Raw genomic sequence first — 23,526 nt, 5'->3', positions numbered from 1 at the left:
AAAGAAAAACTAAAAGGACTTAGTCCTGTTCAGTACAGAACTAAATCCTTTCAATAATATTTTTTGTCTAACTTTTTGGGGTCAGTACATATCTAATATTCTTTTCTAACAATAAGTATCAATAAACTATAATTAAATAAAGATTAAAAAAATTAACAGTTGTTGTAATTATAACACATGTTTTTATAATTTAGAATATCTTTTTATATAAAATTAAACTAATGTTAATGTAAATGTGATTCTAAAATCTATATGATTATTAGTATATATAATACAGAGGACGAGCTATGACTGATATACTAGAAAACATTAGCAATCAAATCAGAGAAATAAGAATACGCAAAAGAATCACACAACAAGAATTAGCAGATTTAACAAATATGAGTGTTCCATATATTAGCCAAATCGAAAATAATCACAGAAAAATTTCACTAGATACTTTCATTAAAATTGTAACTGCACTTGAAGTACCTTTGAGTGATTTCTTCTTACCATACTCAGTTAGTCAAGATAAAGAAGTAATTGAATTACTTTTAAAAATTCAGCATCAACCGCACCATAGAGAGATATTGAAAAAATTCACAGAAATATTAGAACTTTCCCAAAAGGATTAAAACACCCAAAAAGCACCTAATTATAGCTCTCGCTCATAGTTAGGTGCTTTTATTCTATTTACAATGTTTTTCTATAAATTCCAATAAATTTATTTCTCGCCCGTATTTGACGGAAGCCCGCTTGTCTTTCTCCAAAATGAACTTGGTTAAATCTAGTTGATTCACCGCTGCCAAGGCTACAGCATAGTGAATAACGTCAGCTAATTCTTCTGCCAGACGAGCAGAGCTGTCGTCTTCACCATCCATCATCTTGCGGCCTGCACGCTTGTTCAGCAGCTCTGCCACTTCACCGATTTCTTCCACTAATTTCATAAAGAGACTTTGCTCTGGAACTGTCGTCCCATAGTGGTCACGCAAGTATTCTTCCAAAACACTCACCGTCAACTCCGCCATCTTCGTTTCTCTCCAAATCCTAAAATTGTAGTATAATGATTATACCATAAATGCACTGAAAGGAAGCCTATGCCAGCCAATCTCGCTCTTCGTATGCGGCCCAAATCCATTGATGAGGTCATCGGTCAGGAACACCTGGTCGGCCCTGGAAAGATTATCCGTCGCATGATTGATGCCAATATGCTGTCGTCTATGATTCTCTACGGTCCACCGGGAATTGGCAAGACCTCGATTGCATCCGCTATTGCTGGTACGACCAAGTATGCCTTTCGGACCTTTAATGCCACGACCGACAACCAAAAACGCCTGCAGGAAATCGCTGAAGAAGCCAAGTTTTCTGGCGGTCTGGTTCTCATGCTCGATGAAATCCACCGCCTCAACAAGACCAAGCAGGACTTCCTGCTTCCTCTTTTGGAAAATGGCAATATCATCATGATTGGGGCAACGACGGAAAATCCATTTTTCTCAATCCTGCCTGCCATCCGCAGTCGGGTGCAGATTTTTGAATTGCAACCTTTGCAAACCAGCCATATCCGACAGGCCTTGGAACTGGCTCTGACAGACAGTGAACGTGGTTTTGACTTCCCAGTCACCATTGAGCCTGAGGCTCTGGACTTTCTGGCAAATGCGACCAATGGCGACCTCCGTGCCGCCTACAATTCGCTGGAACTAGCTGTACTTTCTACCAAGGAAAGCGAGGGCAGTCGCCACATTGACCTAGATGCTGTGGAAAATAGCCTACAGAAATCCTACATCAGCATGGACAAGAACGGCGATGCCCACTACGACATCCTCTCCGCCCTGCAAAAATCCATTCGGGGTAGCGATGTCAATGCCAGCCTCCACTACGCCGCTCGTTTGATTGAGGCGGAAGACCTGCCTAGTCTGGCCCGTCGCTTGACCGTCATTGCCTATGAAGACATCGGCTTGGCCAATCCAGAGGCACAAATCCATACGGTGACCGCCCTTGAAGCTGCCCAGAAAATCGGCTTTCCAGAGGCACGAATTTTGATTGCCAATGTGGTCGTTGATTTGGCCCTTTCTCCCAAGTCCAATTCTGCCTATCTGGCTATGGATGCAGCTCTGGCTGATTTGCGGAAAAACGGTCATCTGCCTATTCCAAATCATCTTCGGGATGGTCATTATGCTGGTAGTAAGGAGCTGGGAAATGCCATTGGTTACCAGTATCCCCATGCCTATCCTGAAAAATGGGTGGACCAGCAATATCTGCCCGATAAGTTACTAAATGCGGACTACTTCACCGCCAACGACACCGGCAAATACGAGCGTGCCTTGGGCATGACCCAAGAAAAAATCAAGCAGCTAAAACAAAACAAGAAAAAAAGTTGATAACGTTTTCATTTTTTGCCGATTTTCTCTTGATTTTTTTTAAAAATGTGGTAATATTAAATCATAAATAAGAACTGCTGTGGTATACGAATTCATACCTATGTGTTGACCGACTATTTTTGTATTACTAGGGAGACAAAGATCTTTTGGCAGTATGCAGGCTGGTACACCCAGAAGCAACTAAGTCAGAAACACGTCACCCACCTGCTTCTAGCGTGCGGGATCAATACAATTCATGAATAACCGGTACCAATACAGCATTTTTATTTTGCCCTTCCTTAGCTCAGCTGGCAGAGCAGCGGACTCTTAATCCGTGGGTCGTAGGTTCGATCCCTACAGGGAGGATTGGTTGATATGAGGAAAGTCTTGATTTATCAAGGCTTTTTCTCGTTTTTTGAGTGAATTTGGTCAAAATTTGGTCAAAGACTGATTTTCTTATATCTTTCTCCAGTATTCAACAATTCTCTAATTTCTTTATGTCCTTCTTTTTCAATCTCTTGTAATAAATGACCGTAAGTTTCAATCAGTTGTGAAATATCTTTATGACCAAGTATTTTTGATACCACCCAAATATCAATTTTTTCAGCCAACAAGTAACTTCCATAACTATGCCTTCCACTATAAGCTGTCAATTTATAGTCATAACCAATATCTTTTAATAGGCTTTTTAAGTATTTACTTACTGCAGTACTTGTAGGGACTCCATGTAGCCAGTCAAAAAAGACTAAATTCTCAGAATTAATAACACCTTTTTCAGCGAGTATTCTTTCCTGATTATTTTGGAGATACTTTAAAATTGTTGCCAAATCATCACTCATCGGAGCAGATCTAACCGCCCATTTATTTTTCGGAGGATAAAATTTATTTTTATCGCCAGAATATCTGCGATAGGTTTTTATTTCCATATTTTCAAAATCAATATCTGGCCAACAAACTGCTGCTCCTTCACCAGGGCGAAATCCCGTTGTAAAATATAAATACAATAAACAAGGTGTTACAGAATCAGATTCAAAAATACGTTTCTTCAAAGCAATCAATAAATTCTCATAAGCAACTATGCTCCCAATATGCTTATCTTCTGGCTTTTTTCTACTCGTTTCGCCTTCAAATTTAATACCTTCTGTAAAATCAGCAATTAGAGCCCCATCACGTTGAGCCATTAAAATTACTTCTTTGACCACTTTATTAAATCGTCTTACTTGGTCTACTAAAACTCTACTACAATAATCATTGATAAATTGTTGATATTTACTATGTGATATTTTTGTTACTACTACATCATCAAAATATTCTTTTATCACCTTACCTCTTTGAACGTGCTTATCTTTAGAAGATTGTGATAACTTGCTCGGAACAATTATTAACTCATACCATTTTTCCCATAATTCGTACAGGGTTGCTTTTGGAGTAAATACATTACTTAAAAGTAGCTTGCGTTCAACATCAGTAGCCTCATAGCTGGCTTCTTTCTTTGTTTTAAAACCTGAATTACTAGCAATGACTATTCCGTTTTTATCAAATACCCTATAATCCCACGTCTTATTTTTTCCTCTTTTTCTATACGATATTGACATTTTTCTCCTTTCTTAATCAAGGAGTTTATCCCTGATAGTATATCATATTTACTTAAACAATAATATTGACGCAAAATTTTCTTCAAAATATTTCCGAGTTTTACTTGCCAAAAATCTATATGGACTGCCTTTACCTGATGGATATAAGACGAATCCATCTTTATTTTGTTCAATATCTATCTCACTTTTAAACCTTGGATTTAACAGAATATCGTTAATCAATGTACTCCGACTAACCGATAATAGTTCTAACACATCATCAACAACCCACCATTTTCCCTCTTCAGTTTTTGAAAGTAACTGTAAATACTCATCTTTATCAACTACTACCAAATTTTCTGGAACAGGAATTGAAACATTAAAAACTTGACTCTGTTTTACATCTCTTCTCTCTAATAACGCTACCATTTATTACTCCTTTTAATTTCCGAACAAATTTTTCTCAGGAATGCCCAATTCGGCAAATAAATCCGAACCATTTTTCTTCTGCAGTCCCAGGAAACAAGTTGTTTATCCGAACTTTTAGTTTTAATAAAAAAATAGCAGGCCATGTGACCTGCTTATTATTTTTCTCCTTTATCAGCTACTTTTTTTAACTCCTTTAGAACATTCTTAATCTCTTTTCGCTTCACAAAAAGCATAATCACCAATAATACAAAACCAAAGGCAGTTAAAATTTCTGCTCGCTCACCAGTATTTGGCAGAAGCTTCACTTCTCCTGAACTAGACTTGACGGTCACGTTCCCTTCAGTATCTTTTACAGCTCCTACTTCTTCCAATGTTTTTGATTGTACCTGGCCAACTTCATCTTGAACCAAAATTGATTCACCTTGAACTCCTACGACTGTATAACCTGTGTCTGACACGAATGTATCTTCAATATAGACTGGTTGTGATGGTTCCTGTGGAACTGGAGTAGAAGGTGCAGTAGGTGTAGTAGGTGAAACTGGATCTGCTTCTTTAGGTTCGGTTGGTGTTTCTGACGGAACTGTTGGTGTAGCAGGTTCTTCTACTGGTGTAGTCGGAGTTGTTGGTTCTTCTACTGAATCGGTTGGTGTTTCAATTGGAGTTGTTGGTTCTTCAATCGGTGTTACTGGATCAGGTACCGTTGGAACTTCAATCGGTTCAGTAGGCGTTTCAACTGGTGTAGTCGGTTCCTCAATCGGTGTTGACGGTTCTTCCACTGGTACCTCAATTGGTTGTTCCACAACTTCAATCGGAGTTATTACAGTATCAACTACTTCATCTGCCAATACAGATGGACTCAATAGCAAAGTGGATAATAGCAAACCACTCAATACAAATTTCTTATTCATTATTTTTCATTTTCCTTTCTTATTTTCCAATAACATATGTAAATGTTTTTGCTGATGCAGCATCTAAAATACGATAATTAATTACTCCCAATCCCTCAACATTACTTTCTGAAATTAAAACAGAACCATCTGCCTTAACTTCCTCTACAAATACGACGTGACCATATTTTGGATCTGATATAGATTCCCCTGGACTAAATGAAATAGCAGAATGCTTCGTTGGAATATTAGTAATCGTATAACCAGGTTTACTTTTCCAATCAGCCCCATTTCCCATATAAGGATCAAAGTTAATACCAAATTCTTTCGCTCGGTTGAATACAAACCAAGTACACTGACCCCAGGGATACGATTGTGCAATGTAACCAGTCGTATTTATAGGTTTATCAAGTGTATAACCAATTGGTACATCTGCAGACAATACACCCGGACTAGCACTGCCATTACCAGTAACAGGATTTAAAACACTTGCAGGTGGTGGTGGTGTACCCCCATGAGCATCTATCCAGTTGTCTAGTTTCAACATCACGTCTGCACGTACTCGTCCAGATCCACTTGTATCAGTGAAATAAACTCCACCATCAATTGCGACGTTCAATATGCCTAGTGCATATTTCCTAGCTTTCTCATCTTGGATTTGAAATGTTTCATTTTTGTTCGCTTTTAATGTTTGTTTTGCTAAAGCAACTACTGCTGTCTCATCGTTAAAATTTGAGGCATTCTCAGGATTAGAATCAAATGCACCAAATCCAAACATGTTAGCTCCTGGCATGGTTGCGACACCTGCTGTCCCATAAGATGATTCCATTTGAGCTATGGCCACAATAGCCCTTACATCAACTCCTGATGCTTGCTCCCACTGTAGTAATAATTTGCCATTGATACGACTCTTATCATAGGCAATCCCTGTTGAATCTAAAAAACCATCCAATTGTTCGGCAGTGATACCAAATCGTTTGACAAATAGATTATGTGTATATGGATCACCAGTTGACCAATGTTCTGCATAAAGTGTTGAACCACCTGAACTAGAACTACTTGTCTGCATGGACTGTGGGCCTGAAATAACAAATAGCACAAATAAGAAAAAGAAAACAGGAAAAAGAAGAGGGAGAAGAAACAGAATGATCCATCTCTTCTTTATCTTAATCAATTTCCATTTCTTCTTCTCCATAATGGTTTCCTTCCATTTGTCGTATTCAAAACATTTTTACTGTTTCTTGGGCGAGCAACTGTGGCAGACTTCTCACGAAAATCTACTATCTTCTCGCTTTGTTTCTCTACTCGAATATCCTTAACAACACTAGTTGACTTTTGAACCACCGTCTCGACTACTGGTTGTTTTACAACTGTAGAAGCCTTTTTCACGACATTTTGAACGGACTTTTGAGTAACTGGTTCATGTACGGTTGTTGTCTGATGTTCGGTTGTTTCTGTCTGAACAGGTTTACGAATGACTCTTGGAGTTTTTCGGATAACTGTTTGCAACGAAGATTGATTCACTGGTTTTTGTGTAACTTGTGAACTACGTGACAAAGTAGAATGGTTGAGTTTTTGAGAAATAGTCGTTTCAACTTCTTTAGGCATATCTTTCACTATTTTATGATTTTGACCAACTGTAGAAATTGAACTTAAAGGACTATTAACCTTTCCTCTTTTCTTGAAATCAACAAAGATTGGATCAGAGCCTGAAGGCTTAGGCACCTCTTGTTTTTGCACATGCTTATCAATTGCTTGATTCAACACATTTACCTTTTGACGAGAACCTTCTTTTGACACTCTTAGTGCATTCAATTTATTTTTCGACTGGAGAGATTTTGAAGCATGTTCTGCTTGTTTCTCACTATCAAGACCGACATACCCCTTCTCCATCAAATCATGGTACAAGGCACGAGTCTTATGTTTCATCGTTGATAAAGTCTGCATTGGTTGTTTCCGTCGGATACGTTTTTCTTCGATACCTTTAGCAGTCTCTAAAGTAGCCACCTCGAAGCTTTCGCCATTTCCCATACGTCTTTGAACAGACTTGTTAAAGCGTGTATCAGATACACCTTGTTTCATACGTTCCAGACCAGGCTTAACTTTACCACCAACAGTCCTTAGAGCACCATTCGCAAGCAAGAGTGAACCCATTGCTGGTTTTTGCACTCTTTCCAGACTATTGTTAATAATTGTCTTGCCATTGTCCCCAAAACGATTGAGGATTCGAGTTGCCTGGGGCATAGAACGTGAGACAAGGAAGTTTATTATCTGGTGTCTACACAACCATATCAACCAATAAACAAAAGCCTTGAAAATAAAGACCAGGACTATGTCATTGGTAAACACTGCCATGAACAAATCCTGCAAGGCACTGTTAAACATCATAAACAAGGATGAAAACACACCTGTCATACCAGATAAAGCTGTCAAGGATAACAGGCCCTTCCCTGTATTGAATAACATGTTTGAGAAGAATGGAAAGATAGATAATACCAACAAGATAGGCAGGAAATAAAATGCAAAGATAATCAGTACCTTCAGGAAAAATCCAAAAATTGAAAATGCAACAATCACTATTCCTAAAACAATAGTTTCAAGCAACATAATCAAAACGTAAGGAAATTTGCCACCCAATTCCCATAAGTTGGTTACTTTAGGTTCATCTTTAGTTCCAGCAACATCTTTTATTTTTTTCCCGTCTAATTCAATATCGTTCGTTTTCTCCCCATCTTGAAATTCCAATAGGTCAAGAAGGGCTTTGTCTGATAAGTTAAAACTACCATCATCCTGCAAGTCTGCATTCATCCCCTGGTAAGGAAGCCACATGGCATTTTTAAAATAAGTAGCCATCGCATTGGTACTACTATCATTGGATAGACCTTTCGATGCTGAATCCGCCACATCATCCACTATTTTAGAAACAGATGTATATAGCCTAGACACACCTGTCTGACCCGATGAGTCTGGCATGTAGATACCACGAATCAGACCCATTGTCAGAAAACCTAGCAAGATAATTTTAAGAGCAGAGCCTTGTCGTCTGACCTGCATAGTTAAAGCATAGAGCAAAAGAGCAATAAAGGCATAGGGTGCAACTGTCTTGAACAAGGTCTGAAAGAAGGCTGCATTCACATTTATCACTTCTATCACCATACTATCTACACTGTCACTACCATTTCCTAGAAATTCATAGGTTTTGACAAAAATACCAAATAGAAATTTTGATAGCCATACTATCATATTGAAAAAGAGATTGATAAACAAAGGAATATAGGACATTGGATTAGTGATACTGCCTTCCACAAGTAGCTTAGAACCAATATCTGCTAACTTAACTAGTTTTGTTTCTCCTTCTAATAAGTAATAGAATTGACCGTCTTTAAATTCAAACAAGACATCACCCCCAACTTACTTCTTCATCTTTCGTCTTAACCTTGACTGTATCAAATAATCTACTTAATTCTGGCCAGATAGTACCATCTACTGTCATTCGTTCTTTACGTCCAAACGTATCATAATAGATACATTGTGCCATTGTCATGTTTCCAAGCCATTCACGTGTTTCTTTAGTAATTGGTACTTTTAGGTATTCAATCACTCGATCTGGATTTTTCTCTTCATAGAAGGCAAATACCGTACCAAAGCCTGTATCATCACCCTTACTATCAATATCTTCAACCGATTGAGTACCAACCAAGAGAAAGTTATTCTGTGAACGACCTAGACGTTTGATATCGTTCAATATCTTTTTACCTGCATTCGTCGCCTTAAATTGCCACAATTCGTCCATTGTGATTAAAGTTTCTTCAGTATGATCTTCCGAACCAAACTTCTTAATGAAATAGCCTATAGCATAAAGTAGAACAAGACCATTTTTTTCTGCATCCGTAACTTCTGCTACATGCCCCTCACTAGGTAATTCAAGATTTTTAATCCCAACAACTGTAATCTTATCATTGGTATTGATACCTTTATGCTGACCACGTGAAAAAGCAACTGATAGCACAGAATCTGTAGACTTTGCATACATAGATTGACCAAAGTCTGCAATTTCTTCCACAGATGATTCTTTGAGAATGTCAAAGACATCAAGCATTCCTCTTTTCTCACCTGCTTCCTTTTCATCATAGACCATGTTCATCGCTTCTAGTAAGGCATTTTCTTGCTTGTCAGTCATAGAAGGCTTCAAGGTTTTAACCATAGTCAATGCTAGTCCCTTACCTTCGTTTCTGTTCAAGAAAACTAAGGGATCAAGCATTCCTGCATTTTCTTCTTTACGTGGATCAAGAGATACAAAATTGATAGAACGGATATAGGCGACCAGTTCAGGATAAATACCTTGTTCTTCCAGCTCATCTGCCACTGATAAGAATTGACCCTTTATTTCATCTTTTGGATCAATATAGAGCGATTTTGTACGTAGTAAACTATGATAGACAAACAATAACTTCAGCAAGAAGGATTTACCAGAACCTGTATCACCAGTTACAGCGATATGTGGGTTATTCGTGACTTTACCATCAATATCTTGTTTGTTTGCTTCCAAGACATCCGCAAATATCAAATTGACCGAACTAGCCAGAGCCTCACGAAATTTACCTAACCAAGATGCACTTTGATTATCTACTCGACCCAGGTAAAAACCGATATCCGTACCGACTTTTTGACTAACAAAAAAGAGATTTTCTGCAAATCCCTCAACGGATATTTTCTGAATGAAATTCCTATCTGTAAACGATAAAGTCTCACCAATCATTGTTTTGTAAAGCAAATATAACTGATCCGCATTTGCTTCAAGTACTCCTACACCCAAAGTTGAAAGCGTAGTTCTAAGTACATTTCTACGAAACTGCAACTCTTCTAACGTATCTCCAGTGATGATTAAAACATGCAGGTAATTCAAGATTTTTTCCTTGGCAAGAGCACGTTCTTCCAAGTCTTTCAACAAGTAGTGGTCTACCATCTGTTTCTTGTTGGCTGTATCACCTTGTTGATCAGCTTCTTCAACTGCATTCTTAATTTTATCCTGGCTTCGTTTGGCATGTCCTAAAATAGAAAAATAGCCCTTTGTACGTGCGAATTTTACCTTTACTTTTGATTCGACTCCAAAATTCAATTTGTGAATTTCTTCCATCAAGTGCAAATATGATACATTCTTTGGAAGTGTTTCTATCGGATAAAAGCCAACGTATGAACTAGATTCTTGATTGCTTAAATTTAAAACCGAGACATTTTCCAGAGTAATAGAAACATCATCTACGTTTTCTACAGATGATTGAACATTCATAATCTCATAATCTCGGTTGTAAAAGACACCACGTAAATACTGAATACGGTTCATCAACATATTTTCACTTTCACTCAAACGTCTTGCATTTATCAACCCTAAACGCTTTTCTAACACCAAACGTTGTTCCTGGTAATTGACATACCAGTTTGCAGGCATATCTTCCACAATACCGAATCCTTGTAGAACCGTTTCTTTAGTATAACGATAAGCCTGTCTCACTACTTCTTTCAAGTCAACCGATACATGCAAGGACTTCAAAGGCACAATCAAATAATGACGATATTCAAATGGTTGACCAGTCGTTGAATAAATAGATTCCAGCACCTTGTTAAATAGGGTATTCGCCATCTCTTGATAGATTTCATTAGAATCCAAACGATCAAACAGAGCTTCCATCACACCAACTAAATCTTTCGGCATCGGAATATCATTGATTTCAAAATCACCATACGACTCCAGGTCGTTCAAGACTGCTTCAACAGTTTTCTTTGTCTTTTCCTTGCCTTCCATAGACATAGTATTAGCTACCATGGATGGAACCTGATAAATCGCAAAGACAGAACCATTCTTTAACAATATTAGATTTTCGTGAAATGCCCATATGTTGCTTTCAAATAATTTTGTTACTCTCATATTACCTCCTCAATCTTATCTAGTCGTCTGTAAACTTTACCTTTATTAATGAAAATCGTATCTGCACGATATCCATATGTAAAGTAATAGATAAGGTAATCTTTAAAATAAAAAATAAAAGGACGACCATCTACCTTCAAATCTTCCAATACACCTGCAATCGTCCAGCCAATAAATACCGAAAAGATAATATTGTAATTAATTGGCAAGAATGGAAGGAGCTTAAACAAACTAAATAAAAGCAGACTGACAAGTACACAATATACAAATCTTGAAAATTTGACTGCCGTAGAAAAATTGACAAATCTAAATATGCTTCTTATCCAGTTTGGTTGTTCCAGGGCTTCTTTATAGCTATATAACTTTTTATCTTCTTCCACGACAGCCCCCTTTTACCAAGTAAAGAAATCAATCAATGTTTTAATCACAGGCTCAATTGCCTTCAAGACAGTAAAGATATTATGCATCACATAGTAGACTCCGGCACCTGCCAAAATGATACCTACACCATACATAGGCTTTCTGTCCTTAAAGAAAAACTTACCCGCACCTAAAACTACTGCAATCGCCAAAATTGGGTTCCCAATGTTTGTCATAATACTGTTATATGTATCCATTAATTATTTACTCCTCTTTTTTCTCTTCTTGTTTTACTAAACCATGTTCCATTTTTTCAACCAGGAAACTATCATCACTCTTACTAATCGTTAGGGTGAAATGCTCGCTACGTGTCACACCTGCTGTTTCAAATGTCACTTGTGTTTGAACGACATACTTACCATCATTTTCCGTAACATATGACCAATCTTTTGTTTTGAACACTGTATTCGGTAAGATTTTCACACCCTTTGCAATCAAGTCTAGATTTTCTTGACTTGATACATAGTTGGCAAAGAATAAATCAATAAATTCATTCAGTGATTGATACGAGTCATTATCAGCCATGTTATCTGATTCAAACCTAAACTTTTCTGAGTCCTTATACTCTGTTAGCTGAGAATTTTCAACTGGCAAGAAATAAGGAAAATCAGATACATAATACTTATCATCATGTTTCTTATATGGAATCACAAATTCTGTTACTAAATCTTTATTTTGCTCTGTATCACCAACCTTTTGTGTAACTGCATACGATACAAGATAAGTTACGGTTGTATCCGTCACATTTAATAACCGATATGATTTTACACTTGACGGTTGTTTTACCTGACCTTGGTTCTGCGATACTAGGCCTTCAACATAGTATGCTGCTAACTTCTCAGCCTGGGCAGATTGTTCCTCTGGATCAGATGATAAGGTAAAATAGTAATAAACAAAATTATTCATGTAATTTTGTAACCTGTAATCTTCTGGTTCGTTTTTACTTTCCACAACTTGAACAGGTTGTGTTGGTGAAACATTTTTTATCACATTTGACAATATAGCCAAACTAGATAATGTAACAAACCCTACTAACCCACCCAAGAAAATACGATTATACACTTTTTGATTAAACCGTTTTGGAAGAATTTCTTTCTTCTCCTTCGGTTTAATCTTAGGTATCATTTTCAAATTCTCTTCTCCTCTACTTTAATTTACTTTGAAATAAAAACCTCTACTAGTATTTAATAAATCTCCACGATCAATAAAGGCATACATAAAATTGACCCAAGATTTTGTCTGAAAGAAGATTTTTACTAATACGTCGCTTTCATAATACTTAGAAATTTTCGACATTGTTTCCACCTCGTCTTTTGATAGAAAAGTATACCGATTGGTCATAATATCAGAAAAAGCCACTCGCTTCTTCAACAAGTAGCTTACTAGGTATTCATCACCCTGATATACATCATTGACCAGTTGTAACAAACTATATGCTTGTTTCAAATTCAAATTACAATCAATATCCCAATCATCTATACGAACAATTATCAATGTAGAATGATAATCATGTCCGTACTCGACCATACGTTGGCGAATATCTTCTTCACTAAAATGTCCTAAATCAATCAATTTCGGAAGAGTATGCCCAATTCCTTTATCATGAAAGCGAATCTTAGCTAACATACCAATCCCCTAAAATGAGCGAATGTATTCTTCAACAACTTCATTGTAAGCAGGAATATCCCCTACCAGGTCAAATGCAGTCCCTTTTTCCAGAAATCCTGCATCAACCATTTCTTCCAAATCCTTATGCATTTCAGAACACATTTCAGCATAGGTTAACTCACGCAACGTTTCATGGTTCCTATCCATTGAATAGAAGCATTTTTCATCTGAACGAGCATAGTCTCTTTGATATAATTTCACAGCCATTTAACTACACCTCTCTATTGAACTTCTAAATAACCATACGAACTAAATCCACCTTGATTATTAATATCAAGGTCTCGTCCATAAGCTTCATAGTCAAAATACGACTCCAAAGTATCTTTAGATAGATTAGATATACCAATATCATCAACATAATGATGACCTAAATCACGTTGAGAGTTCACTTCCCGCAAAAGTATGCATTTGTCAAAGAAATCTTCGACTTCACGAACAAATTCTTTTGCATGATATCCTAACATCTCATGGACTGCATTCACAAGATCATCGTCAACATCAAGAATCATTTCAGCAAAATCATTAATCAGATCTAACGAATCATTTTCTTGTACCAAATTATCAGTCGAATCAATCACAATATATTCCAGCTCTTGACTGTCATTTAAGCCCATACGAGATTTTAGTTCCTCATAGCTAATCGGACATTCAACTGCCACAGTCGTCGAACGTTTCACATCACGAAACGTACAAGTCAATTCCATATCAATTTCTCCTTATCAAAAGCAAAAGAGATAGGTTTAAACCTACCTCTTTCAATGTCTTACTTAAACTCTTCCAATTTATGACCGATGGCTGACATAGCCTTATGAGCCTTAGTAACCTGATTATTTTGCCAATAAAAGTCTTTCAAATGCTTAGCAATCATATCTAGCATGTAACCTGGCAATGTATACTCATCACGATTTTTTAGTAAGCCATTCAATTCACCAGCCTTTGTCCACGCATCATCATATTTATGACTAGTCAATGCCTGGGACAATTCCTGAGATACTGCCAACAACTTCTTATCTGCGTCTGTACGATTATTTGCCATTATTCTTTACCTTTTTCTTTCTTGTTATTTGTTATTTTATTGTTCAATCATCATCTATCATTTAGCCTGTTGGACTACGAATCAACTGCATACACTTTCTCCTCAAAAATAAGTTCTCAATCTTTTTAACAAACGATACTGCCGAATCAAATTCATCATACAAGCACATTTAACTTCCAATGTTTCCTGCAACAACTCGTCATTCAACGCTTTACGTTTTTCACTTGCTAGAATTGATAATTGCTCATTATATTTTGACAAAGCTTCAGCATATCTATGTTGAGTACCTCTATCATTCTTAAAAGCCCAAAAATTCAACTTGGCTCTATACGAATCAAGATCATATCTCAACTCCATTAGCTCGCCTTGATTGATTTCTGGCTTGTAAAAGTAAGAATCCGGCAATAAAAAAATGACTTGCTCAATAATCAAGTCAATGTTATCTAAATTCCTCACAAGATATTGTTCAATAGTATTCATAATTTAAAAATTCACTTGTTGATAATCTCTATTGGAATACGCTAGTGCTTCCAAGGTTGCCTTAGCCTTGTCTGTCAACTCTCCTGCACTTAATATCATCTGCAAATATTGAGTATTCAAAATCTTATCCGCTTCATCAACCAACAATAAACTATTCGATACCTGGTAAATCAACCACTTGACCGTTGATTCAATATCGTATGGTTCTGGTCTGACTGATAAAGTTAAAGGCTCAACACCACCAAACAACTTCTGCCACTTTTCATCTGGCACATAACCACCGTATTCATTGGTACCATCAAACACCTCTAAGCGACTATTTATTAAGCCACGTGCAATCTCCGCCAAATCAACACCCCCAGTAAATTCTTCTACAACAGCTTCAGCTTTCTCACGTGCCAAACGTATTTCATAACGGTTCCATACACCAAACACTCCCAAAGACTCTGAAACAGTCATATCTTCTCTCCTAGCCAGCTCATATCTTTTTTCGTAAAAGTTAAAATACATATTGGACTGCCTGCTACCGAAATATAGCGAAAGCCCTTGATTAGCACTACCATCTAACTTGCCACCGTCAACTGCATTCCAGGTTTTCATTTTTTCGTAATAAAGTTCCTTACTATACAACTTACGAATTAAATCTGACAGATTGACTTGTTCATGCTCTTTATCAATGCCCTGATAAAGTTCGTCCATCGCAATATCTAAACGTCGCACTCGCATATCCTTACGTTCAAACAGCATTCTTTGAAAAAACTCACACCAGGTTATCCCCTCACGTTCCATAATCAACTCCATCTGCCTGCAACCTTTTCCTGATAGTTGCAAAGTCATCTGGTAATTATCAGTCCTAGACTTATCTGCGTAATCAAATATCCAAATGTCTCCTCGCTTCCAAAGATGAGTATACATCATCAACCTTGTTTCGTTCGAATCAAATTCTGACAAAGGGCAATACAAATAACGTTCAACAAAGTACTCTAAGTCCCTCACATCCATAAACGTAATTCTCACATAGTCAATCAATACCTCTAAGCGATTCGACTCATTATTCAAATAACCTAATTGCTCTTTCATCTCTAAGAATTTCTCAGTCGTTAACATCCTTCTATTCGATTCGTATGATTTTATGGTGTTGACTGATAAGCCTACCATTGACGAAAAGTCATTTTGACTGACACCAATACGCTCTTTTCTAAATTTTTTCAAGTATCGACCATTTACTACTCTATCCTTTACCATGTATCTGCCTTATTATTTTAGGTGTACGCTTTTTTAGCAAAAAGTGTACACTTTCAAAATCTTCTAACTCCGCTACCTGCCTGGCATTTCGGAGGTTTTTCTGACGGTTTTCGTCTTTCTTTACCCCCCTATTAGAATTTTAGAGAAATTTGATAAATAAAGCCTGTTAAATCAACGTTTCCATGATTTTTGCACCAATTTTGGTAGCTATTTTGGTAGCCTTTCGCTAAATAAGGTGCTCAATTTGCTAGTAACTTCTAAATCAGCGTTGGGGTACAAGTGACTATAAACACTCAAAGTTGTTTTCACATCTGAATGCCCTAACCTTTTTTGAATATAGAGTGCGTTCAAGTTATATTCGTTTATCAGCAGACTAGCATGAGAATGTCGTAACCCTTTCGGCTGAATAACTCGTACACCTGCTCGAGTTGCGTATTTTTTCAGCTGATCCAGGATACTACGTTTCGGATATGGATAGCCCTCTGGAGATAGAATAAAATCAATTTTTGAGTGTGTCGCTTGTCGCTCTTTCCAAGATTTCAGAACTTGAATAGTGTTATCATCTAACCCAATTATTCGACGTGAGCTTTCAGTTTTCAGCTTATCACTTCTAACCCAATTTTCACGATTTATATACTGCAGGTTATGACTGATAGATAAAGTCTTTTTTTCAAAATCTACATCTTCCCAGTATAAAGCTGTCGCTTCATTGACACGCATACCTGTAAAGTAATAAAGCCAAAACATAGTGAAAACAAAATGCTCAAAGTAGCTATCTGTATTTAAGCTAAAAATAAATTGCTCAAATTCTTCCTTTGTCCAAAAATCAATTTTCTTTTTTTCCAGAGAAATAGGTGGTACTTTTTCTGTTGGGATTTCATAGAATATCAAGCCATGGTTTTTTGCACTTTTCAAGACTAATTTCAAAATCATCATCTTCTGTTTAGCATAGCTTGGAGAATGACGATTGACAACATCTGTCCGATATAAACTAACATCGGTCACAGTAATATTTCTTGGCTTTTTCCGTCCAAAGCGTTCTATCAACTCCCTAAAAATCGGCTCTCGTCTTTTTATAATATCTTCACGGACAGAAGAGTAGTATTCAGGTATGAAAATCTTGTCCATAAACTCCCTAAACGTTAATTGAGTATCTTTAAATTCCCCTTTCAAAACATCTTCTAAAGCAAAACTAGAATTTGTCATAATACCTTTAAGATCAAAAGCAAACTCTTTAATAGCATTCATATGCCAATCATGATTAACCGTCCATGTATAGACATCATAACCTGTCGTAAGTGCTTTTCTTAAAGACTCTCTACGAACAGCAAGTGATAGTACAACATTTCTTTGACCATTATCAAAGGACTTAGCTGCTGTCAACATAGCATCACTATATTCCATCGATAGCAATTCAAATTGCATAGTTGGTGCAAGATAGTCCATATCCTTAAATTCTTCCCAGTGGAAAGACTGCCAGCCAACTTTATCTGATAATCCATAGTGATTGACCATACTTACTAACTTTTCCTTTTGTTCATAAGTAAATGGCATTTTTAACTCAACATGTAACTTATCAATCCGTTCTTCTTCTGAAGCGTATTGTAATAGCTGTTCAAAAGTGGAAATTTTTGTTCCCTTAAAATCTTGACCTTTAGAAATACCAAAATCATACTGTTGTAATTCCTCAAAGGTGGAATTAGAAATACTTACAATTTTTTCTAATTCTGAACCATCATTATTACGAGCAACAATATTTATAAAATCATCATGATTCAAAACTGGCACATTGTCTTTTGTAAAATATAAATCTGTTTCCAACTCTTTAAAACCATCTTCAACAGCTCGCTCAAAAGCAACCATATTGTTTTCAGGAGCAACCTCATTATATCCACGATGACTAATCATTGAAAATGAGGGCATTTCTTCTTCAATAGTCTGCTTCTCATTTTCCAAAACTGATTGTTGCAATTTCAAATTCTCAATTTCTGCTTGAAATGAACTAATTTCAGTTGAAACCGTTGCAATTTCTTCTTCTGTTTCTGAAAGTAATGATGTATCTGTTGCAATTTCTTCTTCAACTACTGCTCGATCAACCGTTGTTTCTAAAAGTAATGATGTATCTTCGGAATTAGAATTGAATGTTTCAACATTATCTAAAACTTCTAATTTAGACGATTGATTTTCTATAACAGTAGCTGGAACCTCTACTGCAATAGAATTTGATGTTCCCATCTCCTCTGCATGAACAGTAGAAGTAGCTAACATGACACCAAATGTTGCAACAGCAACCGCACATGCTACCAAAACTTTACCAACTTTACGATAACCAAAATTATACTTTTTCATATATTATCCTTTCACTAAATTTCCTAAAATTTTCCAACAAAAAAGAGCAGTTAAACTGCCCTGATGGAGAACGACTCCTCTTTAACATAGCTTTCCTTTCTATACTATTGCCATCATATTATGAATATTATCAATTTCCTGCTTATAGAAAATATAAAAACGCCCTGAAACAAGACCTGATTTCAAGTGCTTTTTAGACACTTGTTCAAGCTTATTCAAAACGTTTAAATATAACTTTTCTCTATAAACAGGATGGCTCCCAAATAATTTCATACTAAACAAAAAACTGTCATAAATACGTTTATACTCTCTACGACAATACTCAACATCTCTTACAGTTAATTTTGAATACATCACTTCCTACCTTTCGGATATTTTGAACCAACATGACAAACAGCCCAACACATAAAAGCTGTAAATAATAAAATAAAAACACAAAATACTTTCCAAACCATTGGTCTAAAGCTCCTCAATTAGTTTTTCTAATAGATTTAATACATCCTCTTTGAAAACATATTTTACAGTAGAACCTTCTACAAAAATACGTTTTTCAAACGGCTGCTTATCAATGACTTGCTTAATTAAACCATGTGCTAACTGGCCATTCAATCCTAAGTCAACCAAATCCCTAAAGGAATAGACCTGGGAACGATTAAAAACCGAAGTTTGCACATCATCTCTGCATAGTAAATAATCTAGTGATACCTGGTAATAAATCGCTAACTTAACATAACTTTCAATGCTAGCTTGTCTTGTTTCTGATTCATAACGACCATAGGCATCTACAGTCACTCCAAGATAAGTTGCAACCTCTTCCCTGGTTTTATTATTATCAATCCGTAAAGTTCTTAATCTTTCTCCTAACATATATCTCCTTCCAAAATAAAGTTGCTACATAATCAGTAACCCTCTATCAAACCATCTATCCTTAAACTCTTCCTTCTTCCTGGTATCAAAACCTAATAGGTAATTAGTAAACCACATCTGGTGTAAGTCAAAAAAGCTCGCTAACTCTTCATAATACAAGTTAACAAACTCTTCTAATACTTCTCTACTGCTTGCATAAGGATAAACAGGGTGTGAAATTCCTTCACTTCTAATCACTTCAAGTCCATAAATATACGAATTTACATAGCCACGTGTATCTAATACTCCCTTTCTTAGTACTCTCAACTCACAAATGATAATCCCTTCTTTCTAACTTCCTGCTCTAAAACTTCTGCATTGTTCTCATTAACTACCTCATTTTCTATGATTCCTTTCGCTCGTTCGATTAGATCACACATTTCAAAGATGACACGTTTGTTCTTATAGATAATAATTGGACTTCCATTTGAATTCTGTGCTATACCGAATAGTTCGCCTGTAACCGTATGTTCTGCCTTGCCTAAATAATAGCCAGGTATATTGTCTGTTCTAGTTAAAATTCGTCCAAGCATAATGTTCCTTTCATTTTTTAAATTTAATAAATAATCTCAATCGTTTATTTATTTAAATAGGGTAGCAATGATCTGGTGTTAAAGGGGAAGGTTTTATGTCACAAACTGGAAAAATGAATTGCTACCCTATTTAAACAAATAAAAGCCATCACCTGCAAGGACGAAACCTATATCAGCAAGCAATGACTTTTTCCTGTTGTTTAAATAAAAAAGACGACTTGCGTTTACAAATCGTCTGTATAAGAAATGTTGCGTGCTCGTATCTTCGCACACTAAGCCTTATTCTTAACTTGGTAAAGTTTCAGGTTGTTTCACAACAACTTTCCTTCTTTACCTCGGATAAGTCACAGATTTCTAGTGGTATCAGCACCTCGTCCTCAACACCTTATCCATTAGCAAGTCACAACCGTGACTCACACACCGCCCGCTTTGTCTCCTTTTCCGAATAAAGATAGAAAATTCGACCACGCCTCCACCTACTAACTTCGGTAGCAGTTCTCCTTTTTCGCTCTACACAGGTAAAGGAGCATAAACCTTAGTTTGTCAGTTTACAGAAAAGATTGACAAGACCCCGACACTAATGTATAATAAAATTACCACATTTTTTATACGTGTGTTAGTTCAGCCAGTCTTGTACAGGTTGTCTGACGCACTTTTTATTTACTTTTCAATGAACTGAATTTGCATACCCAAAGGTAGTTGGAAGAATAATTAAAGTCATAAAAATCAAATTTTTACTTAACCACACATCTATCATAAGCATTCTTATTATGTAATGATAGTTTGTGTTGATTAAAAGATTAAAATATAGGAACTTTAATCGAATTCAAGCAACATTCTTCTAGTATGAAATTATCAGTAGCCCATCACTAGGCTGTACTAGCTTAATAGCTAGAATCATACAACCAAGTGAATGGTGTTGATTGCATGATTTTAACTATTAATGAAGAGGTTGTATATGAACTTAGATGATTTTTCTTTCGAACTTTTATTTTACTTAGAAGATAACTTTACCAGTAAATACCGACCATTAATTAGACAATCTACTATTGATGGGAACTTGTCAGATTTTGAAAATGTGTTTCGAAGCCTTTTCTCAAAATCTGACGGAATTGCAGTTGCCATCAGTAGTATAACTAATGAAAATGAATCGATATTCAATTCTTCTGAACTTGTCAAAAACAAAGTCCAAGAATTAGAGAAAAAGTATTACCAGATATTCTATAATCGCATTGTTTATCATAAGCCTAATGCAATTAATTCTGATTTCATCAATCTCACTAATGATATCCTCAGAATTACTAGAAAATCCATAATCTCTTATAGAAGTTCATCAAATCTTAAGGAAAAGATGGATCTTCAGAATCGAAACTAAGTTCTGATTAGTAGAAAGTCACCACACTTTTTACTACAATCTTTCAACTTTTTCCTTTATGTTATTCGATACATATTTCATATATGTTATAATTGTTTTTATTTTATAGTCGTTCGACTATATTTGTATTATACAGTCATTTGACTATATTGTCAACACATTTTCTATATTTTTTAAAAAAATTTTTGAAAGGCATTATTTATGTTTGCTGAACGCCTTAAACAACTACGAAAAGAAGCAGGTTTAACACAAAAATCAATTGCTGATCACTTTAATATTAAACAACCAACATATTCTCAATGGGAACAAGGCAAAAGAGGGCCTTCTGACGAAACTTTACAACGCTTTGCATCTTTCTTTAATGTTTCTACTGATTATCTATTAGGAAATTCTGATATTCGCAATCCTGAAGAAGACATCAACTTATCCGATTTTGAAATTCTCTACCGCAACACTTCCAAGGGATTGTCAGATAACGAACAGGCACAGCTTGAGATTGACCTCAAAAACTTCCTGATCGAGCGACAAAAAGTTATCCAAGAAAGACAAAAGGCAAAATCAAGTGACAAGCTATCATAAGATCACACAGATTGCTCAAAGTCACATCTACAAATACATGAAAATGAATGATATTAAAGCAAGTAATTACTCGTATCATTCATTTTTTGATTATATGACTGATAAGCTAGAAATTGCAGTACTACCTCACAACCTGCATAATGATATAGCTGGGCTTTCTATCAAAGACAAACATGGACATTCTTCTATTTCATACCAGAGTACGCATCACCTGCATAGACAAAACTTTACCAAGTGTCATGAACTTGGGCATTTCTTATTAGAGCACCAGGGAAGTATTTTTACCTATTCAGAGGAAAATATCCCACAGGAAATTGAAGCCAACATCTTTGCAGGGCAACTACTAGCTCCTGACATTGTCCTATACGGTAAGATTGTCATTGAAAAAAGAACTTTTCAAGACATCATAAAAGACCTCGGAATTTCATACGAAGCCTTAAAAATCAGACTAAAACAAATACTAGCTGACAAAAGCAACCTTTCTATCAATGAAATAGAATCGATCATCCTAGACTACCTCACACGTAAAAATAACGACCTTAAAGACTGTTTAGAGCAATTATCTAACCGTTTTATCCAGGACTTTAAAATGGTTGAAATTAACCCTATTGAGCACATAGAATACCTATTAGAGCATAATGACATTGTTACTAGTCTACAAGTCCCTGCACTAGAAAACAATGATTTTAGAAATCAACTTCCAACCCAATACTCAGTTGGTTGGCAATTTGGTAGAGGAGTGGAATTTTACTACGCCTGGAACAAGAAACAAATATCACAAGAGCAAGCACAGGAACTTAGCAATGATACCTGGTTTAGATTAGCATATTAAGGAGAATTTATGAAAAGAATTTTTGGTATTCTATGGGATAAAATTAAAAGATTTTTCATTGATGTAATATTTTTAATATACTCTGTAATAGCTGTATCTGTAATCGTGCTTCTTCTTTCATTTTTCACAACTGATGACTGGGAAGTATATTTACTTTTATTTGCAATTTTTTCAACTCTTTTTTCCACAAGAGGTATTAACTCATTATTAGAAAATCACTATGAGATCATAAATTATGAAGAATGGATGAAATTAGAGAATAGTTTTCAACTTATCGGTAATATTATTATCTTTTCAATTTATCTTTCAAAAAAATTATTACCTACACCATTTTTAGAATATAAGTTTAAAATTATTAACTATCTTCTATTGGGTTTGGCTCAATTTATATTTGCTGAAGTAATTGTACTTTTTTCACTTATTCTTATTGGTTTTTTCAAAGATCATTTTATCGCAAAATTAGTCGATTTAAAAATTGTAGGAAAAAGTGACAATAAAACGATCCATACAGATATATCAGAATAATCTTTTCAAACTAAAAAATCAAGGAGTTTATTTTTCTCCTTGATTTTTTTCTACTTCTGCTTGAATTTCCTTATATTTATCAGAACCTACTTTTACATAAGTCTTATCATCATATGCCAATACATCATTTTCGAATGTATAGGTAAATTCTTTATTAAACTGACTAAACCCTTCTTTATTGAGATAAGTGATAACTTTCTTCTCAGTATCAATGGTAAAATCAGCATCTTCGTATAGATCTTTTCCTTTGTTATCGGAAATCTCTAAACCATATTCTTGCTCTCCAATAAGTAAATTGCCTTTATTCGATTTCTCAACATACTCTACATAATCACCATCCAAAGTTGTTGTAACAGTTGTTGAACCACATGCTGCTAACATAACTGACACTATCAATAATGAAACCAAACCAATAATCTTTTTCAT

General features: G+C 35.8%; 28 protein-coding genes, 1 tRNA gene and 1 other RNA gene. 9 read left to right on the top strand and 21 right to left on the bottom strand.

Translation table 11 applies throughout. From position 1 onward, the window contains the following. A partial coding sequence (locus tag RFK25_RS11755; RefSeq protein ID WP_443035555.1) for an IS3 family transposase occupies window positions 1–57 on the top strand: 57 nt, incomplete at its 5' end. A 230-nt stretch (window positions 58–287) separates the two neighbouring features. Further along, window positions 288–614, top strand: a complete 327-nt coding sequence (locus RFK25_RS05905) for a helix-turn-helix domain-containing protein (RefSeq protein WP_105106738.1) — start codon at window positions 288–290, stop codon at window positions 612–614. 54 nt (window positions 615–668) lie between these two features. Here the strand turns inward: RFK25_RS05905 and RFK25_RS05900 are convergent, their stop codons facing one another. Further along, the gene (locus RFK25_RS05900) at window positions 669–1,007 is read right to left on the bottom strand and encodes a MazG nucleotide pyrophosphohydrolase domain-containing protein (protein WP_332412252.1); all 339 of its coding nucleotides are present in this window, start codon (window positions 1,005–1,007) and stop codon (window positions 669–671) included. 69 nt (window positions 1,008–1,076) lie between these two features. Here RFK25_RS05900 and RFK25_RS05895 point away from each other — a divergent pair, with 69 nt between their 5' ends. The 3 genes from RFK25_RS05895 to RFK25_RS05885 all read left to right on the top strand — a co-directional run bounded on the left by RFK25_RS05895 (window position 1,077) and on the right by RFK25_RS05885 (window position 2,702). After that, the gene (locus RFK25_RS05895) at window positions 1,077–2,357 is read left to right on the top strand and encodes a replication-associated recombination protein A (RefSeq protein WP_332412250.1); all 1,281 of its coding nucleotides are present in this window, start codon (window positions 1,077–1,079) and stop codon (window positions 2,355–2,357) included. Window positions 2,358–2,428: 71 nt separating this feature from the next. Beyond that, window positions 2,429–2,622, top strand: a non-coding RNA gene (gene ssrS / locus RFK25_RS05890) — 6S RNA. Window positions 2,623–2,629: 7 nt separating this feature from the next. Further along, window positions 2,630–2,702, top strand: a tRNA-Lys gene (locus tag RFK25_RS05885). A gap of 74 nt (window positions 2,703–2,776) precedes the next feature. Here RFK25_RS05885 and RFK25_RS05880 read toward each other — a convergent pair. The 19 genes from RFK25_RS05880 to RFK25_RS05790 form a co-directional block, all read right to left on the bottom strand. Continuing rightward, on the bottom strand, window positions 2,777–3,931 hold the full coding sequence (locus tag RFK25_RS05880; protein WP_332412247.1) for a site-specific integrase: 1,155 nt from the start codon (window positions 3,929–3,931) through the stop codon (window positions 2,777–2,779). Between the two features lie 48 nt (window positions 3,932–3,979). Further along, complete coding sequence (locus RFK25_RS05875; protein ID WP_332412246.1) at window positions 3,980–4,339, bottom strand: DUF771 domain-containing protein; 360 nt, start codon at window positions 4,337–4,339, stop codon at window positions 3,980–3,982. Window positions 4,340–4,494: 155 nt separating this feature from the next. Then, window positions 4,495–5,247, bottom strand: a complete 753-nt coding sequence (locus tag RFK25_RS05870; RefSeq protein WP_332412245.1) for an LPXTG cell wall anchor domain-containing protein — start codon at window positions 5,245–5,247, stop codon at window positions 4,495–4,497. A gap of 19 nt (window positions 5,248–5,266) precedes the next feature. After that, window positions 5,267–6,421, bottom strand: a complete 1,155-nt coding sequence (locus RFK25_RS05865) for a CHAP domain-containing protein (protein ID WP_332412243.1) — start codon at window positions 6,419–6,421, stop codon at window positions 5,267–5,269. After that, window positions 6,397–8,622: a hypothetical protein gene (locus RFK25_RS05860; RefSeq protein ID WP_332412242.1), complete on the bottom strand. Its 2,226-nt coding sequence runs from the start codon at window positions 8,620–8,622 to the stop codon at window positions 6,397–6,399. The genes RFK25_RS05865 and RFK25_RS05860 overlap by 25 nt, the downstream gene beginning before the upstream one ends. Window positions 8,623–8,626: 4 nt before the next feature. After that, a complete protein-coding gene (locus RFK25_RS05855; protein ID WP_332412240.1) occupies window positions 8,627–11,152 on the bottom strand; it encodes an ATP-binding protein in 2,526 nt (841 codons plus the stop codon). Next, a complete protein-coding gene (locus tag RFK25_RS05850; RefSeq protein ID WP_332412239.1) occupies window positions 11,149–11,532 on the bottom strand; it encodes a TcpE family conjugal transfer membrane protein in 384 nt (127 codons plus the stop codon). The genes RFK25_RS05855 and RFK25_RS05850 overlap by 4 nt, the downstream gene beginning before the upstream one ends. Before the next feature lie 12 nt (window positions 11,533–11,544). Further along, complete coding sequence (locus tag RFK25_RS05845) at window positions 11,545–11,748, bottom strand: hypothetical protein (RefSeq protein ID WP_205029591.1); 204 nt, start codon at window positions 11,746–11,748, stop codon at window positions 11,545–11,547. A gap of 28 nt (window positions 11,749–11,776) precedes the next feature. Further along, window positions 11,777–12,562, bottom strand: a complete 786-nt coding sequence (locus RFK25_RS05840) for a conjugal transfer protein (RefSeq protein WP_332412233.1) — start codon at window positions 12,560–12,562, stop codon at window positions 11,777–11,779. 159 nt (window positions 12,563–12,721) lie between these two features. Continuing rightward, a complete protein-coding gene (locus RFK25_RS05835) occupies window positions 12,722–13,198 on the bottom strand; it encodes a hypothetical protein (protein ID WP_332412232.1) in 477 nt (158 codons plus the stop codon). A gap of 9 nt (window positions 13,199–13,207) precedes the next feature. Beyond that, the gene (locus RFK25_RS05830; protein ID WP_332412231.1) at window positions 13,208–13,447 is read right to left on the bottom strand and encodes a hypothetical protein; all 240 of its coding nucleotides are present in this window, start codon (window positions 13,445–13,447) and stop codon (window positions 13,208–13,210) included. A 14-nt stretch (window positions 13,448–13,461) separates the two neighbouring features. Further along, window positions 13,462–13,944 carry an antirestriction protein ArdA gene (locus RFK25_RS05825; protein WP_332412228.1) on the bottom strand — a complete coding sequence of 161 codons (483 nt, stop codon included), beginning with the start codon at window positions 13,942–13,944 and terminating at the stop codon, window positions 13,462–13,464. Window positions 13,945–14,003: 59 nt separating this feature from the next. After that, complete coding sequence (locus RFK25_RS05820) at window positions 14,004–14,276, bottom strand: hypothetical protein (protein ID WP_105211620.1); 273 nt, start codon at window positions 14,274–14,276, stop codon at window positions 14,004–14,006. Between the two features lie 102 nt (window positions 14,277–14,378). After that, window positions 14,379–14,756, bottom strand: a complete 378-nt coding sequence (locus RFK25_RS05815) for a hypothetical protein (protein ID WP_332412220.1) — start codon at window positions 14,754–14,756, stop codon at window positions 14,379–14,381. Between the two features lie 3 nt (window positions 14,757–14,759). Further along, entirely contained in the window at window positions 14,760–16,001 is a 1,242-nt protein-coding gene (locus RFK25_RS05810) for a replication initiation factor domain-containing protein (protein WP_332412218.1), read from the bottom strand. A 207-nt stretch (window positions 16,002–16,208) separates the two neighbouring features. Next, window positions 16,209–18,350 carry a glycerophosphodiester phosphodiesterase family protein gene (locus RFK25_RS05805; RefSeq protein WP_332412216.1) on the bottom strand — a complete coding sequence of 714 codons (2,142 nt, stop codon included), beginning with the start codon at window positions 18,348–18,350 and terminating at the stop codon, window positions 16,209–16,211. 99 nt (window positions 18,351–18,449) lie between these two features. After that, window positions 18,450–18,704 (bottom strand): hypothetical protein, encoded by a 255-nt coding sequence (locus RFK25_RS05800; protein ID WP_332412214.1) that lies wholly within the window; start codon window positions 18,702–18,704, stop codon window positions 18,450–18,452. A 105-nt stretch (window positions 18,705–18,809) separates the two neighbouring features. Continuing rightward, entirely contained in the window at window positions 18,810–19,217 is a 408-nt protein-coding gene (locus RFK25_RS05795; protein WP_205029597.1) for a helix-turn-helix domain-containing protein, read from the bottom strand. Between the two features lie 302 nt (window positions 19,218–19,519). Continuing rightward, window positions 19,520–19,789 carry a hypothetical protein gene (locus RFK25_RS05790; RefSeq protein ID WP_332412208.1) on the bottom strand — a complete coding sequence of 90 codons (270 nt, stop codon included), beginning with the start codon at window positions 19,787–19,789 and terminating at the stop codon, window positions 19,520–19,522. A gap of 958 nt (window positions 19,790–20,747) precedes the next feature. On the opposite strand from RFK25_RS05790, the gene RFK25_RS05785 reads away from it, so the two are divergent. The 4 genes from RFK25_RS05785 to RFK25_RS05770 all read left to right on the top strand — a co-directional run bounded on the left by RFK25_RS05785 (window position 20,748) and on the right by RFK25_RS05770 (window position 23,100). After that, window positions 20,748–21,164 carry a hypothetical protein gene (locus RFK25_RS05785; RefSeq protein WP_332412205.1) on the top strand — a complete coding sequence of 139 codons (417 nt, stop codon included), beginning with the start codon at window positions 20,748–20,750 and terminating at the stop codon, window positions 21,162–21,164. Window positions 21,165–21,365: 201 nt separating this feature from the next. Further along, complete coding sequence (locus RFK25_RS05780; RefSeq protein ID WP_332412203.1) at window positions 21,366–21,743, top strand: helix-turn-helix domain-containing protein; 378 nt, start codon at window positions 21,366–21,368, stop codon at window positions 21,741–21,743. A gap of 37 nt (window positions 21,744–21,780) precedes the next feature. Beyond that, on the top strand, window positions 21,781–22,575 hold the full coding sequence (locus RFK25_RS05775) for an ImmA/IrrE family metallo-endopeptidase (protein ID WP_332412202.1): 795 nt from the start codon (window positions 21,781–21,783) through the stop codon (window positions 22,573–22,575). Window positions 22,576–22,584: 9 nt separating this feature from the next. Continuing rightward, on the top strand, window positions 22,585–23,100 hold the full coding sequence (locus RFK25_RS05770) for a hypothetical protein (protein ID WP_332412201.1): 516 nt from the start codon (window positions 22,585–22,587) through the stop codon (window positions 23,098–23,100). 27 nt (window positions 23,101–23,127) lie between these two features. Here the strand turns inward: RFK25_RS05770 and RFK25_RS05765 are convergent, their stop codons facing one another. Beyond that, on the bottom strand, window positions 23,128–23,526 hold the full coding sequence (locus RFK25_RS05765) for an LptM family lipoprotein (RefSeq protein ID WP_332412199.1): 399 nt from the start codon (window positions 23,524–23,526) through the stop codon (window positions 23,128–23,130).

The sequence above is a fragment of the Streptococcus sp. SS-4456 genome (assembly GCF_036680365.1).
Lineage (GTDB): Bacteria > Bacillota > Bacilli > Lactobacillales > Streptococcaceae > Streptococcus.
This window is presented reverse-complemented; position numbering and strand designations above follow the sequence as displayed.